This window comes from Falsiroseomonas sp. HC035 (genome assembly GCF_050563525.1).
Classification (GTDB): Bacteria; Pseudomonadota; Alphaproteobacteria; order Acetobacterales; family Acetobacteraceae; genus Falsiroseomonas.
Genome location: NZ_JBNXUN010000001.1, coordinates 508,077 through 529,613, shown reverse-complemented (window position 1 = coordinate 529,613; position 21,537 = coordinate 508,077). Strand labels below are relative to the sequence as shown.

19 protein-coding genes are annotated in these 21,537 nt (G+C 70.7%); 11 read left to right on the top strand and 8 right to left on the bottom strand.

From position 1 onward, the window contains the following. Nucleotides 1-11 precede the first annotated feature (11 nt). Both ACLF3G_RS02640 and ACLF3G_RS02635 read right to left on the bottom strand, forming a co-directional pair. Nucleotides 12-2,381, bottom strand: coding sequence for a PAS domain-containing protein (locus tag ACLF3G_RS02640; RefSeq protein ID WP_430667759.1), 2,370 nt, complete (start codon nt 2,379-2,381; stop codon nt 12-14). Nucleotides 2,382-2,511: 130 nt separating this feature from the next. Then, entirely contained in the window at nt 2,512-3,774 is a 1,263-nt protein-coding gene (locus ACLF3G_RS02635; RefSeq protein ID WP_430667758.1) for a Zn-dependent hydrolase, read from the bottom strand. Nucleotides 3,775-3,952: 178 nt separating this feature from the next. Between ACLF3G_RS02635 and ACLF3G_RS02630 the strand changes: the two genes are divergently transcribed. Next, nucleotides 3,953-5,089, top strand: a complete 1,137-nt coding sequence (locus tag ACLF3G_RS02630; protein WP_430667757.1) for a hypothetical protein — start codon at nt 3,953-3,955, stop codon at nt 5,087-5,089. A 27-nt stretch (nt 5,090-5,116) separates the two neighbouring features. On the opposite strand, the gene ACLF3G_RS02625 is transcribed toward ACLF3G_RS02630, so the two are convergent. Continuing rightward, nucleotides 5,117-6,820, bottom strand: a complete 1,704-nt coding sequence (locus tag ACLF3G_RS02625; RefSeq protein WP_430667756.1) for a hypothetical protein — start codon at nt 6,818-6,820, stop codon at nt 5,117-5,119. 277 nt (nt 6,821-7,097) lie between these two features. Between ACLF3G_RS02625 and ACLF3G_RS02620 the strand changes: the two genes are divergently transcribed. Next, nucleotides 7,098-9,110 (top strand): HWE histidine kinase domain-containing protein, encoded by a 2,013-nt coding sequence (locus ACLF3G_RS02620; RefSeq protein WP_430667755.1) that lies wholly within the window; start codon nt 7,098-7,100, stop codon nt 9,108-9,110. Nucleotides 9,111-9,343: 233 nt separating this feature from the next. Here ACLF3G_RS02620 and ACLF3G_RS02615 read toward each other — a convergent pair whose 3' ends face one another. Beyond that, nucleotides 9,344-10,624 carry an HlyC/CorC family transporter gene (locus ACLF3G_RS02615; RefSeq protein ID WP_430667754.1) on the bottom strand — a complete coding sequence of 427 codons (1,281 nt, stop codon included), beginning with the start codon at nt 10,622-10,624 and terminating at the stop codon, nt 9,344-9,346. A 144-nt stretch (nt 10,625-10,768) separates the two neighbouring features. Between ACLF3G_RS02615 and ACLF3G_RS02610 the strand changes: the two genes are divergently transcribed. From ACLF3G_RS02610 to ACLF3G_RS02580, 7 genes are all read left to right on the top strand, one after another. Then, nucleotides 10,769-11,980 carry a urate hydroxylase PuuD gene (locus tag ACLF3G_RS02610; RefSeq protein ID WP_430667753.1) on the top strand — a complete coding sequence of 404 codons (1,212 nt, stop codon included), beginning with the start codon at nt 10,769-10,771 and terminating at the stop codon, nt 11,978-11,980. Beyond that, nucleotides 11,977-12,315, top strand: a complete 339-nt coding sequence (gene uraH / locus ACLF3G_RS02605; RefSeq protein ID WP_430667752.1) for a hydroxyisourate hydrolase — start codon at nt 11,977-11,979, stop codon at nt 12,313-12,315. Before ACLF3G_RS02610 ends, uraH begins: the two co-directional genes overlap by 4 nt. 36 nt (nt 12,316-12,351) lie before the next feature. Continuing rightward, complete coding sequence (locus ACLF3G_RS02600) at nt 12,352-12,969, top strand: DUF2243 domain-containing protein (protein ID WP_430667751.1); 618 nt, start codon at nt 12,352-12,354, stop codon at nt 12,967-12,969. A gap of 69 nt (nt 12,970-13,038) precedes the next feature. Then, on the top strand, nt 13,039-14,001 hold the full coding sequence (locus ACLF3G_RS02595; RefSeq protein ID WP_430667750.1) for a 3-hydroxyacyl-CoA dehydrogenase family protein: 963 nt from the start codon (nt 13,039-13,041) through the stop codon (nt 13,999-14,001). Next, entirely contained in the window at nt 13,998-14,762 is a 765-nt protein-coding gene (locus ACLF3G_RS02590) for an SDR family NAD(P)-dependent oxidoreductase (protein ID WP_430667749.1), read from the top strand. Before ACLF3G_RS02595 ends, ACLF3G_RS02590 begins: the two co-directional genes overlap by 4 nt. A 106-nt stretch (nt 14,763-14,868) precedes the next feature. Continuing rightward, complete coding sequence (locus ACLF3G_RS02585) at nt 14,869-15,300, top strand: VOC family protein (protein WP_430667748.1); 432 nt, start codon at nt 14,869-14,871, stop codon at nt 15,298-15,300. A gap of 22 nt (nt 15,301-15,322) precedes the next feature. Further along, nucleotides 15,323-15,667 carry a DoxX family protein gene (locus ACLF3G_RS02580; protein WP_430668133.1) on the top strand — a complete coding sequence of 115 codons (345 nt, stop codon included), beginning with the start codon at nt 15,323-15,325 and terminating at the stop codon, nt 15,665-15,667. Here ACLF3G_RS02580 and ACLF3G_RS02575 read toward each other — a convergent pair whose 3' ends face one another. Continuing rightward, complete coding sequence (locus ACLF3G_RS02575) at nt 15,668-16,735, bottom strand: LLM class flavin-dependent oxidoreductase (protein ID WP_430667747.1); 1,068 nt, start codon at nt 16,733-16,735, stop codon at nt 15,668-15,670. It abuts the gene before it with no gap. 126 nt (nt 16,736-16,861) lie between these two features. Between ACLF3G_RS02575 and ACLF3G_RS02570 the strand changes: the two genes are divergently transcribed. Further along, on the top strand, nt 16,862-17,809 hold the full coding sequence (locus ACLF3G_RS02570; RefSeq protein ID WP_430667746.1) for a tripartite tricarboxylate transporter substrate binding protein: 948 nt from the start codon (nt 16,862-16,864) through the stop codon (nt 17,807-17,809). Here ACLF3G_RS02570 and ACLF3G_RS02565 read toward each other — a convergent pair. After that, complete coding sequence (locus ACLF3G_RS02565; protein ID WP_430667745.1) at nt 17,806-18,192, bottom strand: RidA family protein; 387 nt, start codon at nt 18,190-18,192, stop codon at nt 17,806-17,808. The two genes, ACLF3G_RS02570 and ACLF3G_RS02565, sit on opposite strands and share 4 nt — an antisense overlap. A 77-nt stretch (nt 18,193-18,269) precedes the next feature. Here ACLF3G_RS02565 and ACLF3G_RS02560 point away from each other — a divergent pair, with 77 nt between their 5' ends. Continuing rightward, nucleotides 18,270-19,475: a Zn-dependent hydrolase gene (locus ACLF3G_RS02560; protein ID WP_430667744.1), complete on the top strand. Its 1,206-nt coding sequence runs from the start codon at nt 18,270-18,272 to the stop codon at nt 19,473-19,475. A 3-nt stretch (nt 19,476-19,478) separates the two neighbouring features. Here ACLF3G_RS02560 and ACLF3G_RS02555 read toward each other — a convergent pair whose 3' ends face one another. Further along, nucleotides 19,479-20,465 carry a Bug family tripartite tricarboxylate transporter substrate binding protein gene (locus ACLF3G_RS02555; RefSeq protein ID WP_430667743.1) on the bottom strand — a complete coding sequence of 329 codons (987 nt, stop codon included), beginning with the start codon at nt 20,463-20,465 and terminating at the stop codon, nt 19,479-19,481. Between the two features lie 13 nt (nt 20,466-20,478). After that, entirely contained in the window at nt 20,479-21,516 is a 1,038-nt protein-coding gene (locus tag ACLF3G_RS02550) for a Gfo/Idh/MocA family protein (protein ID WP_430667742.1), read from the bottom strand. Nucleotides 21,517-21,537 lie beyond the last annotated feature (21 nt).

The following is a 21,537-nucleotide window of genomic DNA, read 5'->3' as shown; positions in this document are numbered from 1 at the left end:
TGGTGTAACCATCAAGTGTTTGAGAGAGGCGCGCTGCCGGCGGCCTGTGGCGGATCTGCGACAGGCGGGGGACGGCTGACGGGCACGTCCAGGGTGAAGCCGGTGCCGGGCCGTGTGCGGTCGATCTCCAGCGTTCCGCCGAGCTGGTGGGTCATGCCCTGCATGATGCGCATGCCGAGGCCGCGCGAGGACTTCGGTTCGAACCCTGGCGGCAGGCCCCGGCCGTTGTCACGAACCTCGAGCCGATAGCCCTCGCCCAAGCGTTCGAGGCGCACGGTGACGCGGCCGCGGTCGCCATCCTCGAAGGCATACTTGCAAGCGTTGACGCAGAGCTCCGCCACCACCATCGCGGCGGCCGAGCCATCCGTGGCGCCGACCCGGATGCCTGGGGCGGCCTCGATCTCAAGGCTGCAGCGATCGGCGCCGATGAAGGACCGCGTCAGGTCGGTGGCGAGGTCGCGGAGATAGTCGCCGAGGTCGAGCGACATCGCATCGGCGCGGGTCGCGTGGAACAGCCGGCGCTGCACCACGGCCATGGCGCGAACCCGCTGGGTGGCGAGGTTCATCACCGCGCGGGCCGCCGGTTCATCCGTGGCGCGGGCCTGCAGCAGCAGCAGGCCTTCCAGGGTCTGCAGGCTGTTCATGATGCGGTGGCCCATCTCCCGCGCCGCCACCTCGTTGTAGGCGGAGAGCTGCTGGGTGCGGTCGAGCAACTGGCGGATCTCGGTCTCGGCGCGGATGCGGGCGGTGACGTCCCGGAACAGCACGCCGACGCCTTCCTCGGTCGGGAACAGGCGCAGGTCGAGCCAGATGAGGCGGCGCCTGCCTCGCCACGACTGCTCCAGCGTCTCCGCAACCCGGTCTTGCATGACCCGCCGCAGGGCGGATTCCAGCGGGGTGTCGAGCGTTGCTGGCCAAAGCTCCCAGGGCGTGCGGCCGATCAGGTCGGATCGCGGCCGGCCATCCAGCGTCTCCGCCTGCCGGTTCACCATGACGACACGGAAATCGCGGTCGCACACCACGAAGCCCTCGCCCATGCCGTCCAGCAACTGGGTCAGGCGCTGGTTCGCGGCGCGCAGCGCGACTTCGGCGGCGCGGCGCTCCGTCACTTCCTCGGCCACGATGTTGAGGCCGATGATGGTGCCGGCCGCATCCTTCAGCGGCAGCCAGCTTTCCGACCAGTGGCGGCGGACGCCCGGATGGGCGGGGGTTTCGCCCTCGATCTCAAGCCCATGCACCGCCTCGCCGCCGTGCAGCACGCGCACCGCCAGGGCATTCGCGGCCTGATCGAGGTCGGGCACGATCTCCGCGACGCGGCGGCCGATATGGGCTTCCGCGGGCAGACCGTTCATTTCCGCCATGCGACGGTTGACGCGCAGGAAGCGCAGGTCCGGGCTCAGGACGCAGAGACCGACGGGAGCGGTTTGGTACAGTGCCTGGAGTTCGGCTTCGCTCGCGGCGAGGGCGGTGGTGCGTTCGGCGACGCGGCGTTCCAGGGCGTGGTTGCTTGCCTCCAGCCGCGCCAGTGCCGCGGCCTCCCGCTCCGCACCGCGCAGGCCGAGGCGGGTGAGGGCGCCGAAGGCTGCGAGGATGGCGAGCGCGGCGGCGCCGGTGCCGACGGTTCGCGCCTGCCAATCCGCGAGGATGTCGGCCAATGGCTGGACCAGGGTGATTCGTATCGGAAAGCGGTCGAGCGTGCGCGAGGCCTGGATCACCTTCTCCGGTGCCGGCAGGGCCTGCTCCGCCGGCCAGGCTACCAGGACTGCGCCGTCCAGCCGCGTCAGGTGAAGTCGGGCGCCGCGGCCCAGGTCGGCTTCCGCGTAGATCTCGTCAAAGTAGTCGGTGAAGATCCCGGCGACGGCGGCGCCGGCGAAGCGGCCTTGGGCATCGAGCAGCGGGCGGCTCATGGTGAAGCGGGGGCGACCGCTGACGGTACCGGCCTGGGCCTCGCCGATGTGCAGGCCGGCATCGAGGTTGTCCCGCAGCGCCTGGAAATAGGGCCGGTGCGCGTAGGAGCCCTCGCTGGCCGGGGGGTCGGACCAGCTTTCCACCCGGGCGACGCCAAGCGCGTCCATCAGCCAGGCGGAGCTGATCTGCAGGCCGTCCGCGATGATGCGGCGCGTCTGCGCGTAGGCGTTCGAAGCCTGCGCCGGATCGGTGAGGTCGAGCGGCCGGGCGACTTCAACCAGGCCGCGCAGTACGCGGTCACCGGTCTCCAGTGCGCGGTCGGCATGCTGGTCCAGGACCCACGCCGTGGCATCCAGGCGGTGCCGCGCCTGCTCCAGCGTCTCCGCACGGTCGCGCAGTACGACGAAGATCCAGACGCAGGCGAGCGTGACGGCGAAGGCCAGGAGGGCCGTGCGCCAGACGATGCGTTGCAAGCTGCCTCCCGCCACGGGACGTTACCGTGAGGTTGCTCCGGTTCAGCGCAGGCGGAGAGGCCCGGCGCGTCCGGGCCATAGAGCCTGCAACGGTGGCGGTTGAGAAGGCTTGCTGCCCGTTAATGCATTGTCACATCGAAGCGAGCCGCAGCAGCGTCAGCGCCAGCACGCGGGTGCCGTTGGCCACCTGGGTCGGGGAGGAATACTCGGCGGGGTGGTGGCTGATGCCGTTGCGACTTGGGATGAAGATCATCCCGCTGGGGCAGACCGGCACCAGGAACTGGGCGTCGTGGAAGGCGCCGGAGGGCAGGCGCCTGGGCTTCAGGCCGAGGTCGAGGGCCGCGGCCTCCACCGCATCCTGCACCATCGGGTCGAAGCGGGCGGGCAGGGCGTGGAATGTCTCCCGCACCGTCGCGCGGCAGGTGGTCATGGCGGACTGGATCGTAGCCGGGATGGCGTCGCCGCGCTCGGTCAGGATGGCGGCGTCGGGGTGGCGGAAATCGATGCTGAAGCGGGCGAGGTCGGCGACGGTGTTGGAGGAATTGGGCTCCACCTCGATGCGGCCGACGGTGAAGCGCAGCACGTCGGTCGGGTCGGCCATCAGGGCGTTCAGCGCGGTGATGGCGCGCAGCATGTCCTGCACCGCGTCCTGGCGCAGCGACAGCGGGGCGGTGCCGGCGTGGTCGGTCTTGCCGGCGATCTCGACCAGGAACCAGCGGCTGCCCTGGATGCCGGTGACGACGCCGATGTCGAGGCCCCCGGCTTCCAGCAGCGGGCCCTGTTCGATGTGCGGCTCGATATAGGCGAACGGGGTGAAGCCGAGCTTGCGGCGCGGAATGTCGGATTCCGCGGCCAGCAGGCGGGCGAGTTCATCGCCGAAGCGCAGGCCCTCGCGGTCCCGCGTGTCGTCCCAGGTGTTGGGCGGGCTGTGGCCGGAAAAGGCCATGCTGCCCATGCAGCCGGGCGCGAAGCGGCCGCCTTCCTCGTTGGTCCAGGCGACGATCTCGATGGCGCGGCGGGTGGCGAGGCCTGCCTTGCGGATAGCCTGCACGGCGTCGAGCGCCGCGAGGACGCCCCAGATGCCGTCGAAGCGGCCGCCCTTCGGCTGGCTGTCCATGTGGCTGCCGGCGAGAAGGGGCGCGAGGGTAGGGTCGGTGCCCTCGTGCCGCAGGAACAGGTTGCCGAGGGCATCGACGGAGGAAGCGAGTCCGAGTTCGGCCCCCCAGGACAGCAGCAGGCGGCGGGCCTGGTGGTCGAGGTCGGACAGCGCGGCGCGGTTCACGCCCTCGCCGGGGATGGCGCCGAGGCGGGCCATCTGCATCAGGCGGTCCCAGTGGCGGGCCTCGTCGACATGCACCGCCGGGACAGGGGCCTGGGTCGCTGCGCTGGGCATGGTCGGATCGTGCTCCTGCTCGGAACCGGCGTTCTGCGGGCTTGTGCGCTCGTGATCAATATGGCCGGCGGCAGAGCGGGGCGCACGCGACCGGCGGCGATCACGACGTGCGGGGCGACATGCTTGCGGGGCGGCGGGGTTAGAGCCTATGCGACACCGGAACGGATCCGGCGGTTGCATGATGCTCGAGAAGCATGTCTGGCTGACGCAGACGCACCTGCCGGGCGGCGCCTTGCTTCGCAGCTATACCGTCGAGGACCGCGGGGGAGGGATCCCCGACCGGAGGCGGGAGCTTCGGTTCCGCATTGGCGGGCTGGCGCAGGTCGAGCTTGGCAACATGGATTCGGCGGCGGCGGGGCTGGTGTTCTCCGCGATGCATGAGCGCCGCGACCTGGTGCTGCATGGCGCGGTCTCGCGCCGGTTGCTGGAGAACCTGGAGGAGTTCCAACTGGCCTGGTCGGCGTGGCTGCCGAAACTCTACGCGCCGATCGAGATCCGTGCCGAGCGCGAGACGGATGAGGTTGCCGATCCGCCGGCCTCTCACCCGGCGGCGCCGGCCATCGCCGCGTTCTCAGGGGGCGTCGATGCCTCATTTACCGTGTGGCGGCACCACCGGAAGACGCCAGGGCGCCATCATCGCAACCTCGCCGCCGTGATGCTGGTGCAGGGCTTCGACATCCCGCCGGGGCAGGATGCGGCCTTCGCGGTGGCCAGTGCAGGGGCACGCGACAGCCTGGACGGGACCGGCCTCGCCTTCCATACGGTGTGGACCAACCTCGCCGCCTTCCTGCCGCAGTGGGAGATGAACTTCGCGGCGGGCTTCGCCGCCTGCCTGCACCAGTTCAGCGGCACCTACGCCTCCGGCCTGTTGGCGAGCGACGAGCCCTACCAGCACATCGTCACGCCCTGGGGCTCGCATCCCGTCACCAACTGGATGCTGTCTTCGGGGGCGCTGGAGGTGGTCACGGACGGGGCGGGCTATTCACGCACCGCCCGGGTGTCCCACATCGCGGACTGGCCGGGCGCAATGCGCAACCTGCGTGTCTGCTGGCAGGGGCCGCAGACCGGGCGCAACTGCTGCCGCTGCGAGAAGTGCATCAGGACGATGCTGAACTTTCGCGCCGCCGGGCTCGAGAGGCCCTCGGCCTTCGCCGAGGATGTGAGCGACGACCAGATCAGGTCCGTAGTCCTGCGCAACGGCGTCCAGCGCATGTACATGCGGGAGGTGACGCTGGTCGCGCGTGCGAATGGCGTGACGGCCTCCTGGCTCGATGCGGTGGAAGACCTGCTGCGGCCAAGGCCGCCTGCGCCGTAGGTCGGGCGAGGCGGCCGGCCACGCCTCTCAGCGGGCGACGGCGGAGAGGCCGAGGCGGCGGGCGGCTTCGAGCGGGCCCTGGGAGGCCAGGGTCTGCCAATCCGCGAAGCTGACGGGCTGGGCGGGGCGCAGCAGGATGTCGATCTCGCCGGGCTGGCGGATGAACTTGGCCAGGGCCTCGCGCACCGACTGGAAGGGGTCGGCCTGCGAGGCCGTCGCCGCGGGGGCCGGAGCGCCCTTGCGAGCAGGAGCGGCGGGCGGGCGGCCGCGCGGGCTGGCGCCGGGGATCGGCATGCCCAGCGCCATCTGGGCGTATTGCTCGCGCAGTTGCGCCTCCGGCAACCGCTGCTGGCGGGCCTGCTGGGCGATGACGCGGCCGAGCAGGCCCTGGTCGCGCAGGCCGAGCGTCAGCGAGCGGAGCTGGCCCTGCATGAGCTGCGCCAGGTAGGCGTCGTCGTTGCGCGGCTCGCCGGGCTTCGGCACCGGCATGTTGGCGAGGGCGGCGCGCAGCGTCAGCGTCGCGGCCTGGTCCCAGCCCACGCGGAACGGCTCGATGTCCAGGATGCCGCCTTCGCGGCGGACATTGCCACGCAATTCGCTGCCGCCGGAGATCTCGCGGTAGCCGAGGCCTTCCAGCCAGTCGGATGTGCCCTGGGGAAGGGTGATGCGCAGGCCCTGCAGCATCAGGCCGCCGGTGGCGAGACCGGTGGTATCCATGGAGGCGTCCACCAGCATGCGGCCGAGGGCGAAGACCTGGCGACCCTCGGCTTCGGCGACCATGCCTTCCAAGGTCACCGTCTGCGGCGTGCCGGGGACGGGGTCCGGGACCTGGAGACCGTCCATGGCGGCGGCGAGGCTCGTGGCCGCGTCGATGCCCTGGGCGGCCATGCGGCCGATGCGGATGGTGCCGGTGCCGAGCTGGCCGAATGGCGCGCCGAGACGCAGGCCCTCCAGCGCGATGTCCGTGGTGCGGCCGCGGACCCAGTCGCGCACCGCGAAGCGGCCGATGCCGAGGTCCACGTCCTTCGCCGGGTCGCGCAGCTCGCCGCCTTCCAGCGTCAGCACCTGCACGGAGAAATCGCGCGGGTCCGGGTCCGGCTTGTCGAAGGCGGGCATGACCAGGGACTGGACGGCGACGCGGCCAAGCCGGAAGGAGGTGCCGCCCTTGCTGCCCTCGCGGAACTCCATGCCCTCGATCTGGCCGGCGCCGAGCACGCCGGGGCCGTAGCCTTCCGCCGTGATGCGCCCGGCGGTGAGGGTGCCGGAGCCGCCGGCGCCGCGCAGGCCCTCGGCTTCCAACTGGCCAAGCTCGAAGGTCGACGCGGAGAAGGGCTGGCCGGGCGGCGGCAGGGCCATGCCGCCAAGAACCAGGCGGGCCAACTCGAAGCGGTCTTCCTCCCCACCCTTGCGGGTGACGAGGATGAGGGAGCGGGCCTCGGCGCGGCCGAGGCGGGTCTCGGTGACGTCGGACAGCAGCAGTTCGGCGGCGGACAGGCTTTCGCCGGGGGCGGTGATGGAGAGGTCGCCGAGGCGGGCGCGGCCGGTAACGGGGTCCACCTGGCGGAGGGCGGTGGTCAGGCGGGCTTCGGGGCCGAAGCTGGCGCGCAGGCGTTCGAGGGCGGCATCGAGCTGGCGCTCGGCCTCCGCCTGGGCCAGGGCGCCGGCCCCGGCGAGCGCCATGATGGCGCTGAAGCTGCCGGCGAAGGCGAGCGTGGCGAGGCGGTGGCGCATGGCGGGGCTCCAGGGTCGATCTGTGCAGCCTAGTCGCGATGCGGCCGGTGGGTCCAATGCAGAGCGTTGCATGGCCGTTTTGTGGTGTTTCGCTGCCTGAGCCCAGGCGCTGGAACGAGCGCAAGACGCGTGCCGGCGGAACCACGCCGAACTCAACGTTGCCGTGATGGCTGCTCAAAATGGCGTGACACCGTGTGGGGGTTTTAGGTAAGTTTGTTGTCCGGACGACGACAGTACATGCCTGCGGTTCGGCGGCTGGCCCGGGAGGCTCAATCGCTTGCACGGAACCACTAGCGGCCCACCGCTGGCAGCCACCGGCTACGTGCTGCGGCCCGAGGCGGCCGACCAGCCCTTCAGCGCGCGGACGATGACGCGCCTGCTGCTGCTGGCGGCCGTTGTCCTGCCGCTGGCGATTGTTGGCGTGATGGCTGCCGTCGCCTGGCGCAACGCCTGGGAGGATGCGCGGCGCGACCTGCGACATACGGCGGAGGCGGCGGCGGAATACGCGCAGCGCGTGCTGGGCACCCAGCGCCTGGGCGCCGAGATGGTCAACGAGATGCTGGCCGACCTGTCCGACGCGGAGATCCGTGCGCAGGAGGCGGCGCTGCATGCGCGGCTGAAGCGGCTGCTGGATTCGGTGCCGATGGCGCTGACCATCGCGTTGTCCGACCGCGACGCCCATGCGCTGCTGACGGCCAATGTCTACCCGGTGCCGCGCCTCTCCATCCTCGATCGCGAATGGGTACAGGCGCTGCGGCGGGCGGATGCGCCGACGGTGCATGTCAGCAGCGTGACCACCGGTCGGCTCGACGACAACTTCTTCTTCGGCGTCAGCATCCGCCGCGCCGGCACCGGCAATGGGCTGGCGCCGGCGGAGTTCGATGGCGTGGTCAACATCTCGGTCAGCCCGCTGCGCCTCGGCGAGGGCCTGGGCGCCCTCACCAGCCAGCCCGCGGACCTGATGGCGCTGGTGCGGGAGGATGGCGAGGTGCTGGCGCGGCATCCAGGGTTCACGGCGCGGCTCCCGCCGGTGTCGCCGGACAGCCCGCTGCGAGCCGCCATGGCGGCGGGCGCGACCGAGGGCCACTTCGTCGCGCGGGTGTCGATGACCGGTGTGCCGCTGCGCGAGGTGGGGGAGCCGGTGCTGGTGGCGTATCGGCGGCTGGCCGGCCTGCCGATCTATGCGACGGCGTCGCGGCCGCGGACGGCGCTGGTGCGGAAATGGCGATCGGAAATGGCGGCGGCCGCTGCGGTGGCGGTGCCGGCGGCGGGCATCCTCGGCCTGCTGGCCTTTCTGGTGGTGCGCAGCCAGCGCCGCACGGCCGCGAGCGAGGCCAATCTGCGCGCGGTGTTCGAGGGCACCTCGATTGGCATGGTGCAGGCGGACCCGGACAGCATGCGGCTGCTGCGGGTGAATGACCGTTTCTGCGAGATGGTGGGCCGCGACCGCGCGGCACTGCTCGGCGGGATGACCTTCCTGGATCTGACGCATCCGGAGGATCGCGCCGCGAACCTTGCCGGCTTCGTTGAGGCGATGGCGCGGGGCGAGCGGTATGTGGCCGAAAAGCGCTATGTGCGGCCGGATGGCGACGAGGTGTGGGTGCGGGTGGATTTCGCGCTGATCGGCGATGGCCATGGCGGGACACGGCACACCGTGGCGGCGGTGCAGGACACCACGGCGCAGCGCGAGGCGGCGGCGCAGCAGGCGCTGCTGGCGCGCGAGGTGGACCACCGCGCCCGAAATGTGCTGGCGGTGGTGCAGTCCATCCTGAGCCTGACGCGTGCAGAAGCACCGGAGGACTTCGCCCGGGTGGTGCAGGACCGCGTCGCGGCGCTGGCGCGGGCGCACACGCTGCTGGCGAAATCGCACTGGAGCGGCGCCGACCTGCGGCTTCTAGTGGCGGAGGAGATCGCGCCCTTCACGGCGGAGTCCGAGCCGGGCGCGAAGCCGGTGCGGCTGGAGGGGCCGGCAGTGGCGCTGGCCCCGGATGCGGTGCAGCCGCTGGCCATGGTGCTGCACGAACTGGCCACGAACGCGGCCAAGTACGGCGCCTTCGCCATGCCGGGTGGGCGCCTCGATGTGTCCTGGGCGCGGGAGGCGGCGGGCCTGCGGCCGTGCTGGCGCGAGACGCTGCCGGCGCCGATCGGGGCGCCGCGGCGAAAGGGGTTCGGCATGACCGTGCTGGAGACGGTGGCGCGCCGGCAGTTGGGCGGCGAGTTGGTGCTCGACTGGGAGGCGCGCGGGCTGTGCTGCACGATCCGGCTGCCCGCGCGGCATCTGCGGAAGTAGGGAAACCACAGCGGCACGGTTTCGCGGTTCGGACCTTCAACGGATTCGAAGTTCAGGAAAGCCATCTACCGCGCTTCTGCTGGGGCAGAGGACCGGGGGAGGGGCGATGCGGTATCTGGCACCGTTCGTCCGTCTGCGGTCCTCCCTCACCCTGCCCTCTCCCTCCCAGGTGGGGGGAGAGGGTTCCAGGCCAGGAGTTTCCGCAGCCCGCTGATATCCGGCGGCTCCGCCACTCAGACCGACGGCGGCTCCGCCGTGGGGCGCATCACCAGGCGGTCGATGCGCAGGCCGCGGCGTTCGAGGACGCGCACGACGTGGCCGGCGATGGTCAGTTCGGTGCCGACGGTGGGGATGCCGCGGTGGCGCGCCACGACCAGGCCGCCGATGGTGGCGGCCTCGTCTTCCGGCAGCATCCAGCCGAGTTCGCGGTTGATGTCGCGGACGCGGACATCGCCGCGCACCTCGACCTCCCCGGTCTCGGCAAGGTCGCCGAGGATGGCCTCGCCACGCTCGGCGATCTGGCCGACGACGACCTCGACGATGTCCTCGAGCGTCACGATGCCCTTCAGGGATCCGTATTCGTCCAGCACCATGGCCATCTTGATCGGCGCCTTGCGGAACTCCTGCAACTGGTCGCGCAGCGGGCGGGATTCGATGACGAGCGAGGCGGGGTGGGCGACGGCGGCGAGGTCGAGCTTCGCGGCGTCGCCGCCGGCCGCCTGCAGGGCGCGCAGCACGTCGCGGGCATGCACCACGCCGACGATGTCCTCCCCCCGCCACAGCGGGAAGCGGGCATGGGGCGAGCCGAGGACCTTGGCGAGCAGCGCCTCCGGCTTGTCGGTGAGGTTGAGGGCGACGACGCGCGAGCGGTGGGTCATCACGTCGCGCACCGTCATGTCGTCCAGCGCCAGCACGCCGCGCAGCATGCCCCGTTCCTGGCGTGCGGCGAGGTCGGCGGCGCCGTCCTGGCCCATGCCGTGCAGGTCGATGGCGCCGAGCAATTCATCCTCCGTGATGCCGGGGCGGTCGACCGGCGGGGGCGAGCCGAACAGGCGCAGCGTGAAGCGCACGAGGACGTTCACGGCGCTGGCGGCAGGGCCGAGCACCGTCATCGTGGCCCGCAGGACCGGGACGGCGCGCATCGCGGTGGCATCCGGGGCACGCAGCGCGACGGTCTTGGGCAGGACCTCGGAGAACACGACCAGCAGCGCGGTCATGACCAGGGAGGCGTAGGCGACGCCGCCCTCCCCGAACCAGGAGATCAGCAGGGCGGAGGCCAGCGCGGTGGCGGTGGTGTTGACCAGGTTGTTGCCAACCAGGATGGCGGCGACCACGCGGTCCTTGCGCCCGGACAGGTGAGCCAAGGTCATTGCGCGACGGTCACCCTCCCGCGCCCGGCGGGTGACGAAGGCGTGGCTGGCGGCGGTGAAGGCGGTTTCCGTGCCGGAGAACATCGCCGAGGCGCAGAGCAGCACCACGATGATCGCGACCATGGCAAGCGTGTAACCGTCCATCGGACTCCCCTGGGGTGCCCCCTGTCCGCAACTGCGGGAGGCGGGCGCATGTCCTCAAGTTCATAACACGGCGGGGCCGGAGGTCATCATGCTTGCGGCGGGACGCGGCTGGCGCGAATGTTGCTCTGCAATATGCGCGGCCGGATGCCCCGGCGCACCCGGACGCCCGACACGATGGACCTCGCCTACCTTTCCGAATGGGCCAACCTGCTGATCCGCTGGTTGCACCTGATCACCGGCATCGCCTGGATCGGCACCAGCTTCTACTTCATCGGCCTGGACAACCAGCTGGACCCACCGCGCGACGGCAACCCGCGCGTGAAGGGCGAGCAGTGGTCTATCCATGGGGGTGGGTTCTACCACAAGCAGAAGTACCTCAACGCGCCGGCGCAGCTTCCGGAGAAGCTGCACTGGTTCAAGTGGGAGGCGTACTGGACCTGGTTGTCTGGGTTTTCGCTGTTCATGCTGATCTACTGGGGGCAGGCCAGCACCTACCTGGTGGATCCGGCGGTGCTGGACCTTTCACCCGAGGTGGCGGTGGCGGTTTCCGCCACGATGCTGGTGGCGGGGTGGGTGGTGTACGACCTGGCCTGCAAGTCCAAGTGGGGGGAGGATGACCGGCTGCTGTCGGCCTTCGGGGTCGGGCTGCTGGTGGTGGTGGCCTTCATCGCCTGCCACGTGTTCTCGGGGCGCGGGGCGTTCCTGCAGGTCGGCGCCATCACGGGCACGATCATGGTGGCGAACGTCGCCATGGTGATCATTCCCGGGCAGCGGAAGATGGTGGCCGCGATGCAGGCGGGGCAGGAGCCGGACCCGAAATACGGGCGCTGGGGCAAGCAGCGCAGTGTGCACAACACCTACCTGACGCTGCCGGTGCTGTTCCTGATGATCAGCCCGCACTACCCGATGACCTGGTCGGGGCCGTGGAACTGGGTGGTGCTGCTGGCGATTACCCTGGCCGGCGCGCTGGTGCGGCAGTTCTTCGTGCAGCGGCAGTTCGGCCGCAGCCCCTGGGCGCTGCCGGCGGCGGCAACCGCGGTGGTCTGCCTGCTGGCCTTCGCGCTGATGCCGGCGCGCGGCCCGGCGGGGGTGGTGGCGCCGGCTTTCGCCGAGGTGCAGGGCATCGTGGCGGCGCGCTGCGCCAGTTGCCACGCGGCGCATCCGACACAGGAGGGGTTCGTGGAGGCGCCGAAGGGGGTGCGGCTGGACGAGCCGGGGCAGATCCGCCGCTGGGCGCAATCCATCCGCCAGCAGGTTTCGACGGAGGCGATGCCGCCAGGCAACCTCACGGATATCACGGCTGAGGAGCGCGCCGCGCTGGTGGCCTGGGTCGCCGCCGGGGCGCCGCGGGAATGAAGGCCTCCGCATTGACCACGCATGTGCTGGACACCGCGGCGGGGGCGCCGGCGGCGGGGGTGCGGGTGGAGCTGTTCCGGCATGAGGCGGCGGGGACGGTGAAAGTGACCGAGGCGCTGACCAATGCGGATGGGCGCACGGATGCGCCGCTGCTGGCGGCGTGGGAGTTCGAGGCCGGGACCTATGAGCTGCGCTTCCACGTCGGGGCCCATTTCGGCGGGGCGGGATTTCTCGGCGTGGTGCCGATCCTGGTGCGGCTGGAGGCGGGGCAGGGGCATTACCACGTGCCGTTGCTGTGCTCGCCCTGGTCCTACGCGACCTATCGCGGAAGCTGAACGAACGCGGGCGGCTTGTGTGGCGTTCCGTTGCGCATGGAGCCCGATGCCAACCGCCTCAAGCTGCCCGCTCTGCTGATCGGCTTCGCCCTCGGCGGGTTCTTCGATGGAATCCTGCTGCACCAGATCCTGCAATGGCACCACCTGCTGAGTGGTGTGGTCGACCCGGGCCGTCTGCGCTTCCACATGCTGTGGGACGGGATGTTCCATGCGGCGCATTACCTGCTGGCGGTGATCGGACTGTGGCTGCTGCTGGTGCGGCGGCGCCATGCGGCGGTGGCGGGCGCGGTGCTGGCGGGCAGCGCGCTGATCGGCTTCGGAGCGTGGCACCTGCTGGATGCGGTGCTGAATCATTGGATCCTCGGCCTGCACCGCATCCGGCAGGATGTGGCGGACCCGCTGCCGTGGGACCTGCTGTTCTTCGGGCTGGGCGGCGTGGCGGTGGCGCTCGGGACCTGGGTTGGCGGTCGGCCGGATGGCGGGCGGGGTGGCGGCGCGGGCCGGGTGCTGGCGTTGGGGTTGGCGGGCGCGGTCATCTTTGCGGCACCAGTGGCGGCGCTGCCACCACGGGAGCCGGATGTGGCGGCACAACTTGTCGCGGGCGGGCTCCTGCCGGCCTTCTGTGCGGCCTGGACGCGCACGAAGCTGCGCTGAACGGCGGCTTGCCCGAGGGCGCGGCGCGCGTCACCTTCGCCGCCTGATTCGGGAATGGGGACGCGCGGCATGGGATTGAAGGTCGCGGTGATCGGCGCCGGCACGATGGGGCATGCGCTGGCCCTGGTGTTCGCGCTCGGCGGGCATGAGGTGCGGCTGACCGACAGCAGCATGACGGTGCTCGACAAGGCCGGCGGGCTGATGGAGACGGCGCTGGCGACGCTGACCATGGCGGGCGAGGCGCCGCGCGAGGCCGATGCCGAATGGCTGCATCATGCCGTGACACGGCTGCCGGTGCTGGCGGAGGCGGTGGAAGAGGCGGACCTCATCATCGAGGCGATCATCGAGCAGCCGGACGCCAAGCGCGCGCTGTTCGCGGAGATCGACCGGCTGGCGCCGGAGACCTCGATCATCGCCAGCAATACGTCCTACCTCGACCCGTTTCCGCTGATCCCGGTCCGGCGGCAATCGCGCGCGCTGATCCTGCACTGGTACACGCCGCCCTACCTGGTGGACCTGGTGGATGTGGTGGGCGGACCGGAATGCGATCCGGAGGTGGTGGCTTTCTGCGTGCAATTCTGCCGCGACATGGGCAAGCGGCCGGTGGTGATGCGCAAATTCGTGCCGGGCTACATCGCCAACCGCGTGCAGTCCGCGATCGCGCTGGAGGTCCAGAAGCTGCTGGACGAGGGGGTGGCGACGGCCTCCGAGATCGATACCGCGATCATCGAGGGCATCGCCCTGCGGCTGCCGATTCTCGGCGTGCTGGCGAAGGCGGATTTCACCGGGCTGGCCTTCACCCAGACCAGCCTGGCGAACCGGATGTACGAGCCGCCGCCGGTGCGCGGGCGCTGCGACACGGTGGATGCGCTGGTGGCGCAGGGGCGCACGGGCGTGATGGCGGGGGCGGGGTTCTATGACTGGCCGGGCGAAACGGCGGAGGTGCTGGAGGCGCGCGACCGGCGGCTGATGGCGCTGAAGCGGGCGCTGCGGCAGATCGGCACCATGGCGGGCGAAGGGCGCGAGGCATGATTACCTATGATCTGAGGGGCAAGGCGGCGCTGGTGACCGGCGGTGCGTCCGGCATAGGGCTGGCGACGGCGACCATGCTGGCGCGCGGCGGCTGCACGGTGGCGATCAACCATCTGGAGGGCGATAGCCGAGGGCCGGAGGCGGTGGAGCGGTTGGCGGGGGAGACCGGCAGCCGGATCATCTCGGCGCCGGGCAACGTCGGCGATGCGGCGGATGCGGTGCGGATGGTGGAGCGCGCGGTGGCCGATCTCGGGCGGCTGGACTACCTGGTGAACAATGCCGGCACGCCGGGGACGCCGACGGCGATCGCGCCGGATGAGTTCGATCGGCTGACGGAGGAGCTCTGGGCGACGGTGTTGCAGGTGAACCTGCTCGGGGTGTTCCGCTGCGCGAAGGCGGCGGGGCCGGCGCTGCGGAAGGCGCACGGCGCGATGGTGAACATCGCGTCGATCGCCGGGATCAACTCGGCGGGGTCGTCGATGGCCTATGGGGCGACCAAGGCGGGGGTGATCAGCCTGACGAAGAACCTGGCGCGCGGGTTGGCGCCGGAGGTGCGGGTGAATGCGGTGGCGCCGGGGGCGGTGGACAGCACCTGGATGATCGAGTGGACGAATGAGCAGCGCGCCGCCTCGATCGACAACGCGCTGCTGAAGCGGCGCTGCACGCCGGAGGATCTGGCAGAGGTGATCGTCTTCCTGCTCGCCGGCGCGGCGATGGTGACGGGGCAGACGGTGGTGGTGGACGGCGGGCTGACGACCTGAGGGGCGTTCGCGCACGGGAAGGTGAGGACAGGCCGCTGGGCAAACGGGTGAAAAAACTTAACTGAATGGTTTACCAAAGGGCATCAGCGCCGATCAGGAGAGCCAGATGCCCAGGATGATCTTCGTGAACCTGCCCGTAAGCGACCTCGGCCGCGCCGTGGCCTTCTACGAGGCGGTCGGCGCGCGGAAGAACCCGCAGTTCAGCGACGACACGGCGGCCTGCCTGGTGTTCTCCGAGACCATCCACGCCATGCTGCTGACGCACGACAAGTACCGGCAGTTCACCAGCAAGCCGATCGTCGACGCGCACAAGGCGAGCGAGGTGATGATCTGCGTCTCCGCCGACAGCCGGGATGAGGTGGACGCGATGGTGCGGCGTGCCGAGGAGGCGGGCGGCAGCCTTGATCCAACGCCGGTGCAGGATCACGGCTTCATGTACGGCCGCAGCTTCGAGGATCCGGATGGGCACATCTGGGAGGTGATGTGGATGGACATGGCGGCCGCGTCGGCGGCGATGGCCAAGGGCGACGCGGCCTGAGCGCGGGCCCGCGCCGCAGCGTCTGCCGAGCGGCCTGCTGATCCTGTTCCTGCGGCTGGATGGCGTCATCAAGCTGGTGCCGATCCAGCCGGTGATCCACGGTGGCGACGCTGGGTTGGCCGAAGATGTGCTGACGCGGCGCGGGCTGGGCACGATGCTGATCGGTGCGACGCTGCTGTATGCCTGGCCGCGTACGGCGCTGGTCGGGGCCATCGTGCTGACGGCGTATCTGGGCGGGGCGGTCGCAGCGCATGCGCGCATCGGCAGCCCGCTGTTCAGCCACACGCTGTTCGGCGTGTATCTCGGCGTGCTGGCCTGGTTCGGGTTGTGGCTGCGCGATGCGCGGCTGCGGGCGCGGGTTTGGTGATTATTCCGCCGCCAGCGCCTGCGGCGTTGCCTGGAAGCGGGGTGCCACTTCCTCCATGAACAGGCGGAGCGAGCGGGCGGCGAGGTCGGCTGGCATCGGGCCAAGGCGGAAGCTGCCGATGACGCCGCCGATGCCGGTCGCTTCCAGTTCCGCCATGCGGGCGGCGACGGTGGCGGGCGAGCCGGCGATCAGGGCCTTGTCGGGATCGACGCGGGCGGGCGGGGCGGTTTCCTTCTTCATGATGATGCCCTGCTCGCGGTAGATCTTCTCCCGCAATGCCTTCCGCTGGTCCTGCATGGCGAGGAAGTTGGGCACGGCGATGCTGCGGGCTTCCTCATCGGTGTCGGCGACGAAGATATTGCGCCAGCACCAGCTTCCGGCGAGGCATGCCTGAACCTGCGCCTCGTCGAAACCGGATTCGAGCATGGTCTGCCGGTATTGCACCAGGCGCGCGGCGGTGGTCTCCAGCGACTGGACGTTCATCAGGAACGGCACGCCGCGACGGGCCAGGTGCAGCGCGCCGGCTTCCGAGGATGCGGCGCGGATGACGTAGGGGTGCGGCTTGGTGAAGGGCGTGGGGCGCAGGCGCGGGATGTTGAGCTGCCAGAACTTGCCCTCGTGCCGCATCCCCTGCGGGCTGGTCCAGGCCTTGAGCATGATGCCCTCGGCTTCCTCGTAGCGCTCGAGCGCTTCTTCCGCCGGGATGCCGTAGCCCTGGTATTCGTAGACGTTGTAGGCGGTGCCGCGGCCGAGGCCGACGATGACGCGGCCGCCCGAGAGGTTGTCGAGCAGCGACATCTGTTCCGCCAGCCGCACCGGGTGGTGCAACGAGACCTGCGCCACGGCGAAGCCGACCTTGATGCGCTTGGTCGCGGACAGGATGGCGGATGCGAAGGTGACGGGGTCGACATAGGCGCAGTTGCCGTCGAAGTGGTGCTCGGCGAGCCAGATGACCTCGAAGCCGAGCGCCTCACAGAGCTGCGCTTCCTCCATCGCCTCGCGGATCGCGGTCGCGTCGCGGTCCGGGTCGCGGCTTTCGGGGAAGAGGAAGTTGCTGAAACGCAGCATCCGTCGTGGCTCCCGCAGGGTTTGGGCGAGCCTATCAGAGCGGGTGCGGAGGGCAACCTTCGTTGTTGCGTCACGCGCCCGTGCGGGTGCTAGGATCGCGGCGCAGCAATCCGGAGGCCTTCCGCCATGGCAACGCGTCGCGCCATTCTCGCCGGTGGCCTTGCCTTGCCGGCCTTCGCTGTTCGGGCGCAGGACCGGCCGGTGCAGCTCATGGTGGGCTTCGCGCCGGGCGGCAACATCGACCTGGCGGCGCGCATGGCGGCGCCGTTCTTCGAGAAGTTCCTAGGCCAGCAGATCATCGTGGTGAACCGGCCGGGCGCCGGCGGCATGGTGATGCTGAACGAGGTGGCGGCGGCGGCGGCGGACGGGCGGACGGCGGCGCTGGTGTCGTTTCCCGCGCTGGTGACGGCGCTGTACGACAACCGGCCGCGCTACACGGTGGACAGCTTCGCCTATGTCGGGCTGCTGACCGATGAGCCCTACACCATCTTCGTCGGGCCGGAGTCTCCCTACAGATCGCTGCCGGAGCTGATCGCCGCGGCGCGGGAGCGGCCGGAGCATGTGACGATGGCGGGCGCGGGCGTCGGCAGCGCGCCGCATCTCGCGTTGATGCAGCTGGAACGCAGCGCCGGCGTGAAGTTCACCTGGGTGCCGACGCCGGGTGCGGGGCAGGCGATGCAGCTGGTGCAGGGCGGGCACGTCGCGGGCTCCATCTCCACCGTCAGCCTGACGGTGCGGGCGCATATCCAGGGCGCGCTGCGCGTGCTGGCGCTGATGGATGCGCAGCGCTGGGACCGCGCGCCGGACCTGCCGACGGCGGCGGAACATGGCTGGCCAGTCAATGCCGGGTCCGCGCGCGGCTTCGCGCTGCCGGCGGCAACGCCCGCGCCGGTGCTGGCGCGGTGGGAGGAGGCGGTGCGACGGACGGCGCAGGACCCGGAGTTCAAGGCGCTGACCGACCGCGACTACCTGATCCTGCGCTACATGGACCGCGCCGCGATGACGGAGTTTGTGCGGCGCGAGAATGCGAATTACGCCGAGATCTGGCGCACCAGCCCATGGCGGGCTTCCTAGTAGACGGCGGCGATGCACTCGATCTCGAGCAGGAAGGCCGGCACCGGCAGGGCGGCGACGACGCAAGTGGTGCGCGCGGGCAGGGCGTCGGCAGGGAAGGCCTCGGCGTAGAGGCGGTTCATCTCGGCAACGTCGGAGGCACGGGTCAGCAGGACGTTGGCCTTGAGGATGCTGCGCATGTTGCTGCCGCCTTCCTCCACCGCGCGCTTCAGATGCGCGATGACCAGGGCGAACTGCGCGGGGAAATCGCCTTCCGGCACGCCGTCCGGGCCCATCGGGCCGATGCCGGAGACATACAGTGTGGCGCCGTGGCGAACGGAGATGGCGAAGGGCGGGTACTGGCGGCCACCTGCGGGCGGCATGAAGCGGCTGATCTCGGGCATGGCGGCGGATTCCCTGGCTGGACGGCGGCAGGAGGCGCGTTCCATCCTCGCGATGCAACAGCCCGGATTTTCACGACATGCCGCAGGTCGATACCGCCCGTTTCCTGAAAGATTTGCATGAGCTGCGGCAGATTGGCGCCTACCGCACCGGCGTGCATCGCCCGACCTATTCGGCGGAGGACATGGAAAGCCGGCGCTGGTTGATGGACCGGATGGCCGAGTGCGGGCTGGAGCCCATGATGGACGGCATAGGCAACGTCATCGGGCGGCATCCGGGGCCGGGGCCGAAGCTGCTGGTGGGCAGCCATATCGAGAGCCAGAACCAGGCGGGCTGGCTGGATGGCGCGCTTGGCGTGGTGGCGGGGGTGGCGCTGGCGCGCGCCGGGCTGCCGGTGGACGTGGCGGCCTGGGCGGATGAGGAAGGCCACTACGGCGGCTTCATCGGCAGCCGGTCCTTCATCGGCGAACTACCGGAGGAGGAGATCGACCGGCTGGCCAACCGCTACCATGGCAAGACGCTGCGGGAGGCGCTGCGGGAGGCGGGGCTGGAGGGGCTGCCGCGCATCCAGCTTGAGCCGGGCCGGCACAAGGGCTTCCTCGAACTGCATATCGAGCAGGGAACGCAGCTGGAATCGGCGGGGCTGCGCGTCGGCGTGGTGACGGGCATCGTCGCGATCTGGCAGTGGAAGCTGGTGATCGAGGGCATGCAGGACCATGCGGGCGGCACCACCATGGCGGAACGCCGCGATGCCGGGCTGACGGCGGTGCGGCTGCTGGCGATGCTGGATGCGCGCATGCCGTTTGCCTGCGGGCCGCGCAGCACCTGGACCTGCGGGCGGATCTCGCTGGAGCCGGGCGCGGCTTCCATCATCCCGGGGCGGGCGGAGGTGCTGTTCCAGTTCCGCGACGTGGACCAGGCGATGCTGGACCGGATGGAGGCCTGCCTGCGCGCCTGCGTGCAGGAGAGCAACCGGCGGGAGCGCTGCACCACGACGCTGGAGGCGATGAGCCTGTCCAAGCCCGCCTTGTGCGACGACGCGATTCAGGCGGCGCTGGCGGCGGCGGCGGAGGAGTTGGCGCCGGGGGCGTGGCGGCACATGCCCTCCGGCGCGGGGCATGATGCGCAGTACCTGGCGAAGCGGATGCCGGCGGCGATGCTGTTCTCGCCCTCCATCGGCGGCATCAGCCACCACTGGGCGGAGGATACCAAGGACGAGGACCTGGCGCTGTGCGTGGAGGTGCTGGCGGCGGGTGCTGCGCGGTGCCTGGGTGCGAACGCCTGACGCTCAGCCGGGGCGGGCGTTGACCCGGCGGCCGATCTCCTGCGCCACGCGGGCCTGTTCGGCGACGAAGGCGGCGAAGCCATCCGGTGGCATGGCGATGCCTTCCAGGCCCTGGGTCTCGAATTGCTGGCGGACCATCGGGTCGGCGACTGCGGTGGCCATCGCCGCATGCGCCTTGCGGACGATCTCGGCGGGCGCGCCGGCGGGCATCCACAAACCGAACCAGTTCACCACGGCGAAGCCGGGCAGCCCGGCCTCCTGCATCGTCGGCACCTCCGGCAGGCCCTTCCAGCGGCGGCTGCCGGTCAGCGCGATGGCGCGCAGGCGGCCGGCCTGCACATGTTCGAGCGCGACGTTGGTGCCGACGAAGAACATGTCCACCCGCCCGGCCAGCAGATCCGAAACGCCTTCGCCGACGCCGCGATAGGGAACGGACAGGATGTCGGTGTCCGTCATGCTTTTCAGCAGCTCGGCCGGGATGTGGCTGGCGGTGCCGTTGCCGGCGTTGACGTAGGTGAGACGGCCGGGCTCGCGCTTCGCCAGTGCGATCAGCTCCGCCAGGTTGGTCGCCTGAACGGAGGGATGCACAACCAGGGCCTGGCCGAAATTCTGCACGGCCAGCGTGACGTGGGTGAAGTCGCCGATCGGGTCGAAGTTGACGTTCGGGTTGAAGGGCGGCGTGTTGACGTGCGAGGCCGTGGTGAACAGCCAGGTGTAGCCATCCGCCGGCTGACGCGAGACATGCGCGGTACCGACGACGCCGCCGGCGCCGGGGCGGTTCTCGATCACCACGGGCTGGCCCAGCGCCGCCGACAGGCGCGGCGCGAGGATGCGCAGGATCAGGTCCGGCGGCCCGCCGGGCGGGGAGGGGACGACGGCGCGGATCGGCCGGTCAGGGTATCCCGGCGCGCCCTGGGCCTGGGCCTTGGACGTCCCGGCTGCGAGGCCGGCCACGCCGAGCATCAGGTCGCGACGATTGATCTGCGCCATGTTCCCGTTTCCTTCAGCTCAGGCTGACCGGCCGCCCGGTCTCGATCGAGGACAGGATGGCGCCGAGCAGCGCCACGTTGTGCACGGCGTCGCCGCCCGGCAGGGCGAGCTTCCGGCCCGCGAGCGCCTCGCGCGCGAAGTGGTCGAGTTCCGCGCGTTCCGTGCTGGTCTTCGGGAAGCTGCGGATCTCGGGGCGGCGCTTGAGGCCGATGTTGTCGCGGTCGATCAGGCAGACCTTCAGGTCCCAGGTCGTCAGATGCTCGACATCGCCGACCTCGGCCCAGCCATTGCTGCCGAACACCTGCAGGCGCCAGGTTTCCGCGGTGGCGATGACGGTGCCGACATAGCCGGTCGCGCCGCTGGCGAAACGCAGCAACATGGAGGTGGTGTCGTCCATGCCGAAATCCTGCACCAGTCGGAAGCTCTGCGCGGTGACCTGCTGCACATGGCCGGCGAGGTAGAGCATCGCATCCACCACATGCACGCCGCGCCCCGTCATGCCGCCGGCCGGACCCTCGCTGCGGTCGTGCCGCCAGTGGCCTTTCGGGAAACGGTAGGCGCTCGGGCCGCAGAAATTGCCCTCCATGTGCAGGACGCGGCCGAGCGTGCCGTCCTCGATCATGCCGCGGATCGCCTGCAGCGCCGGCTGGAACCGCCAGTTGTAGCCGACGCCGAGCGTCACGCCGCGATCGGCGCAGGCCTGCGCCGCGCGCTGCGCGCTGGCGGCATCGACGCCGAGAGGCTTTTCCGAGAAGACGTGCTTGCCGGCATGCGCGGCGGCGACGATCTGGTCCGTGTGCTGCGTGTGCGGCGTCGCCAGCACCACCGCATCGATGTCGGGATCGGCCAGCGCGGCCTCGTAGCTGTCGAGCATGCGCAGGCCGTGCTGCGCGGCGAAATCCTGCGCCTTGGCCGGGGTGCGCGTGGCGGCGGCGGTGAAGCGGATGTCGCTGGCGCCCTCGGCGCAGCGCACCAGGTGCTGCCCCCAGGTGCCAAGACCGATGATGGCGGCGCGGATCATGCGCGTGGCGACCTCCTGCTCATCCGCCATGCGCGGCGGGTGCGCGGGCAT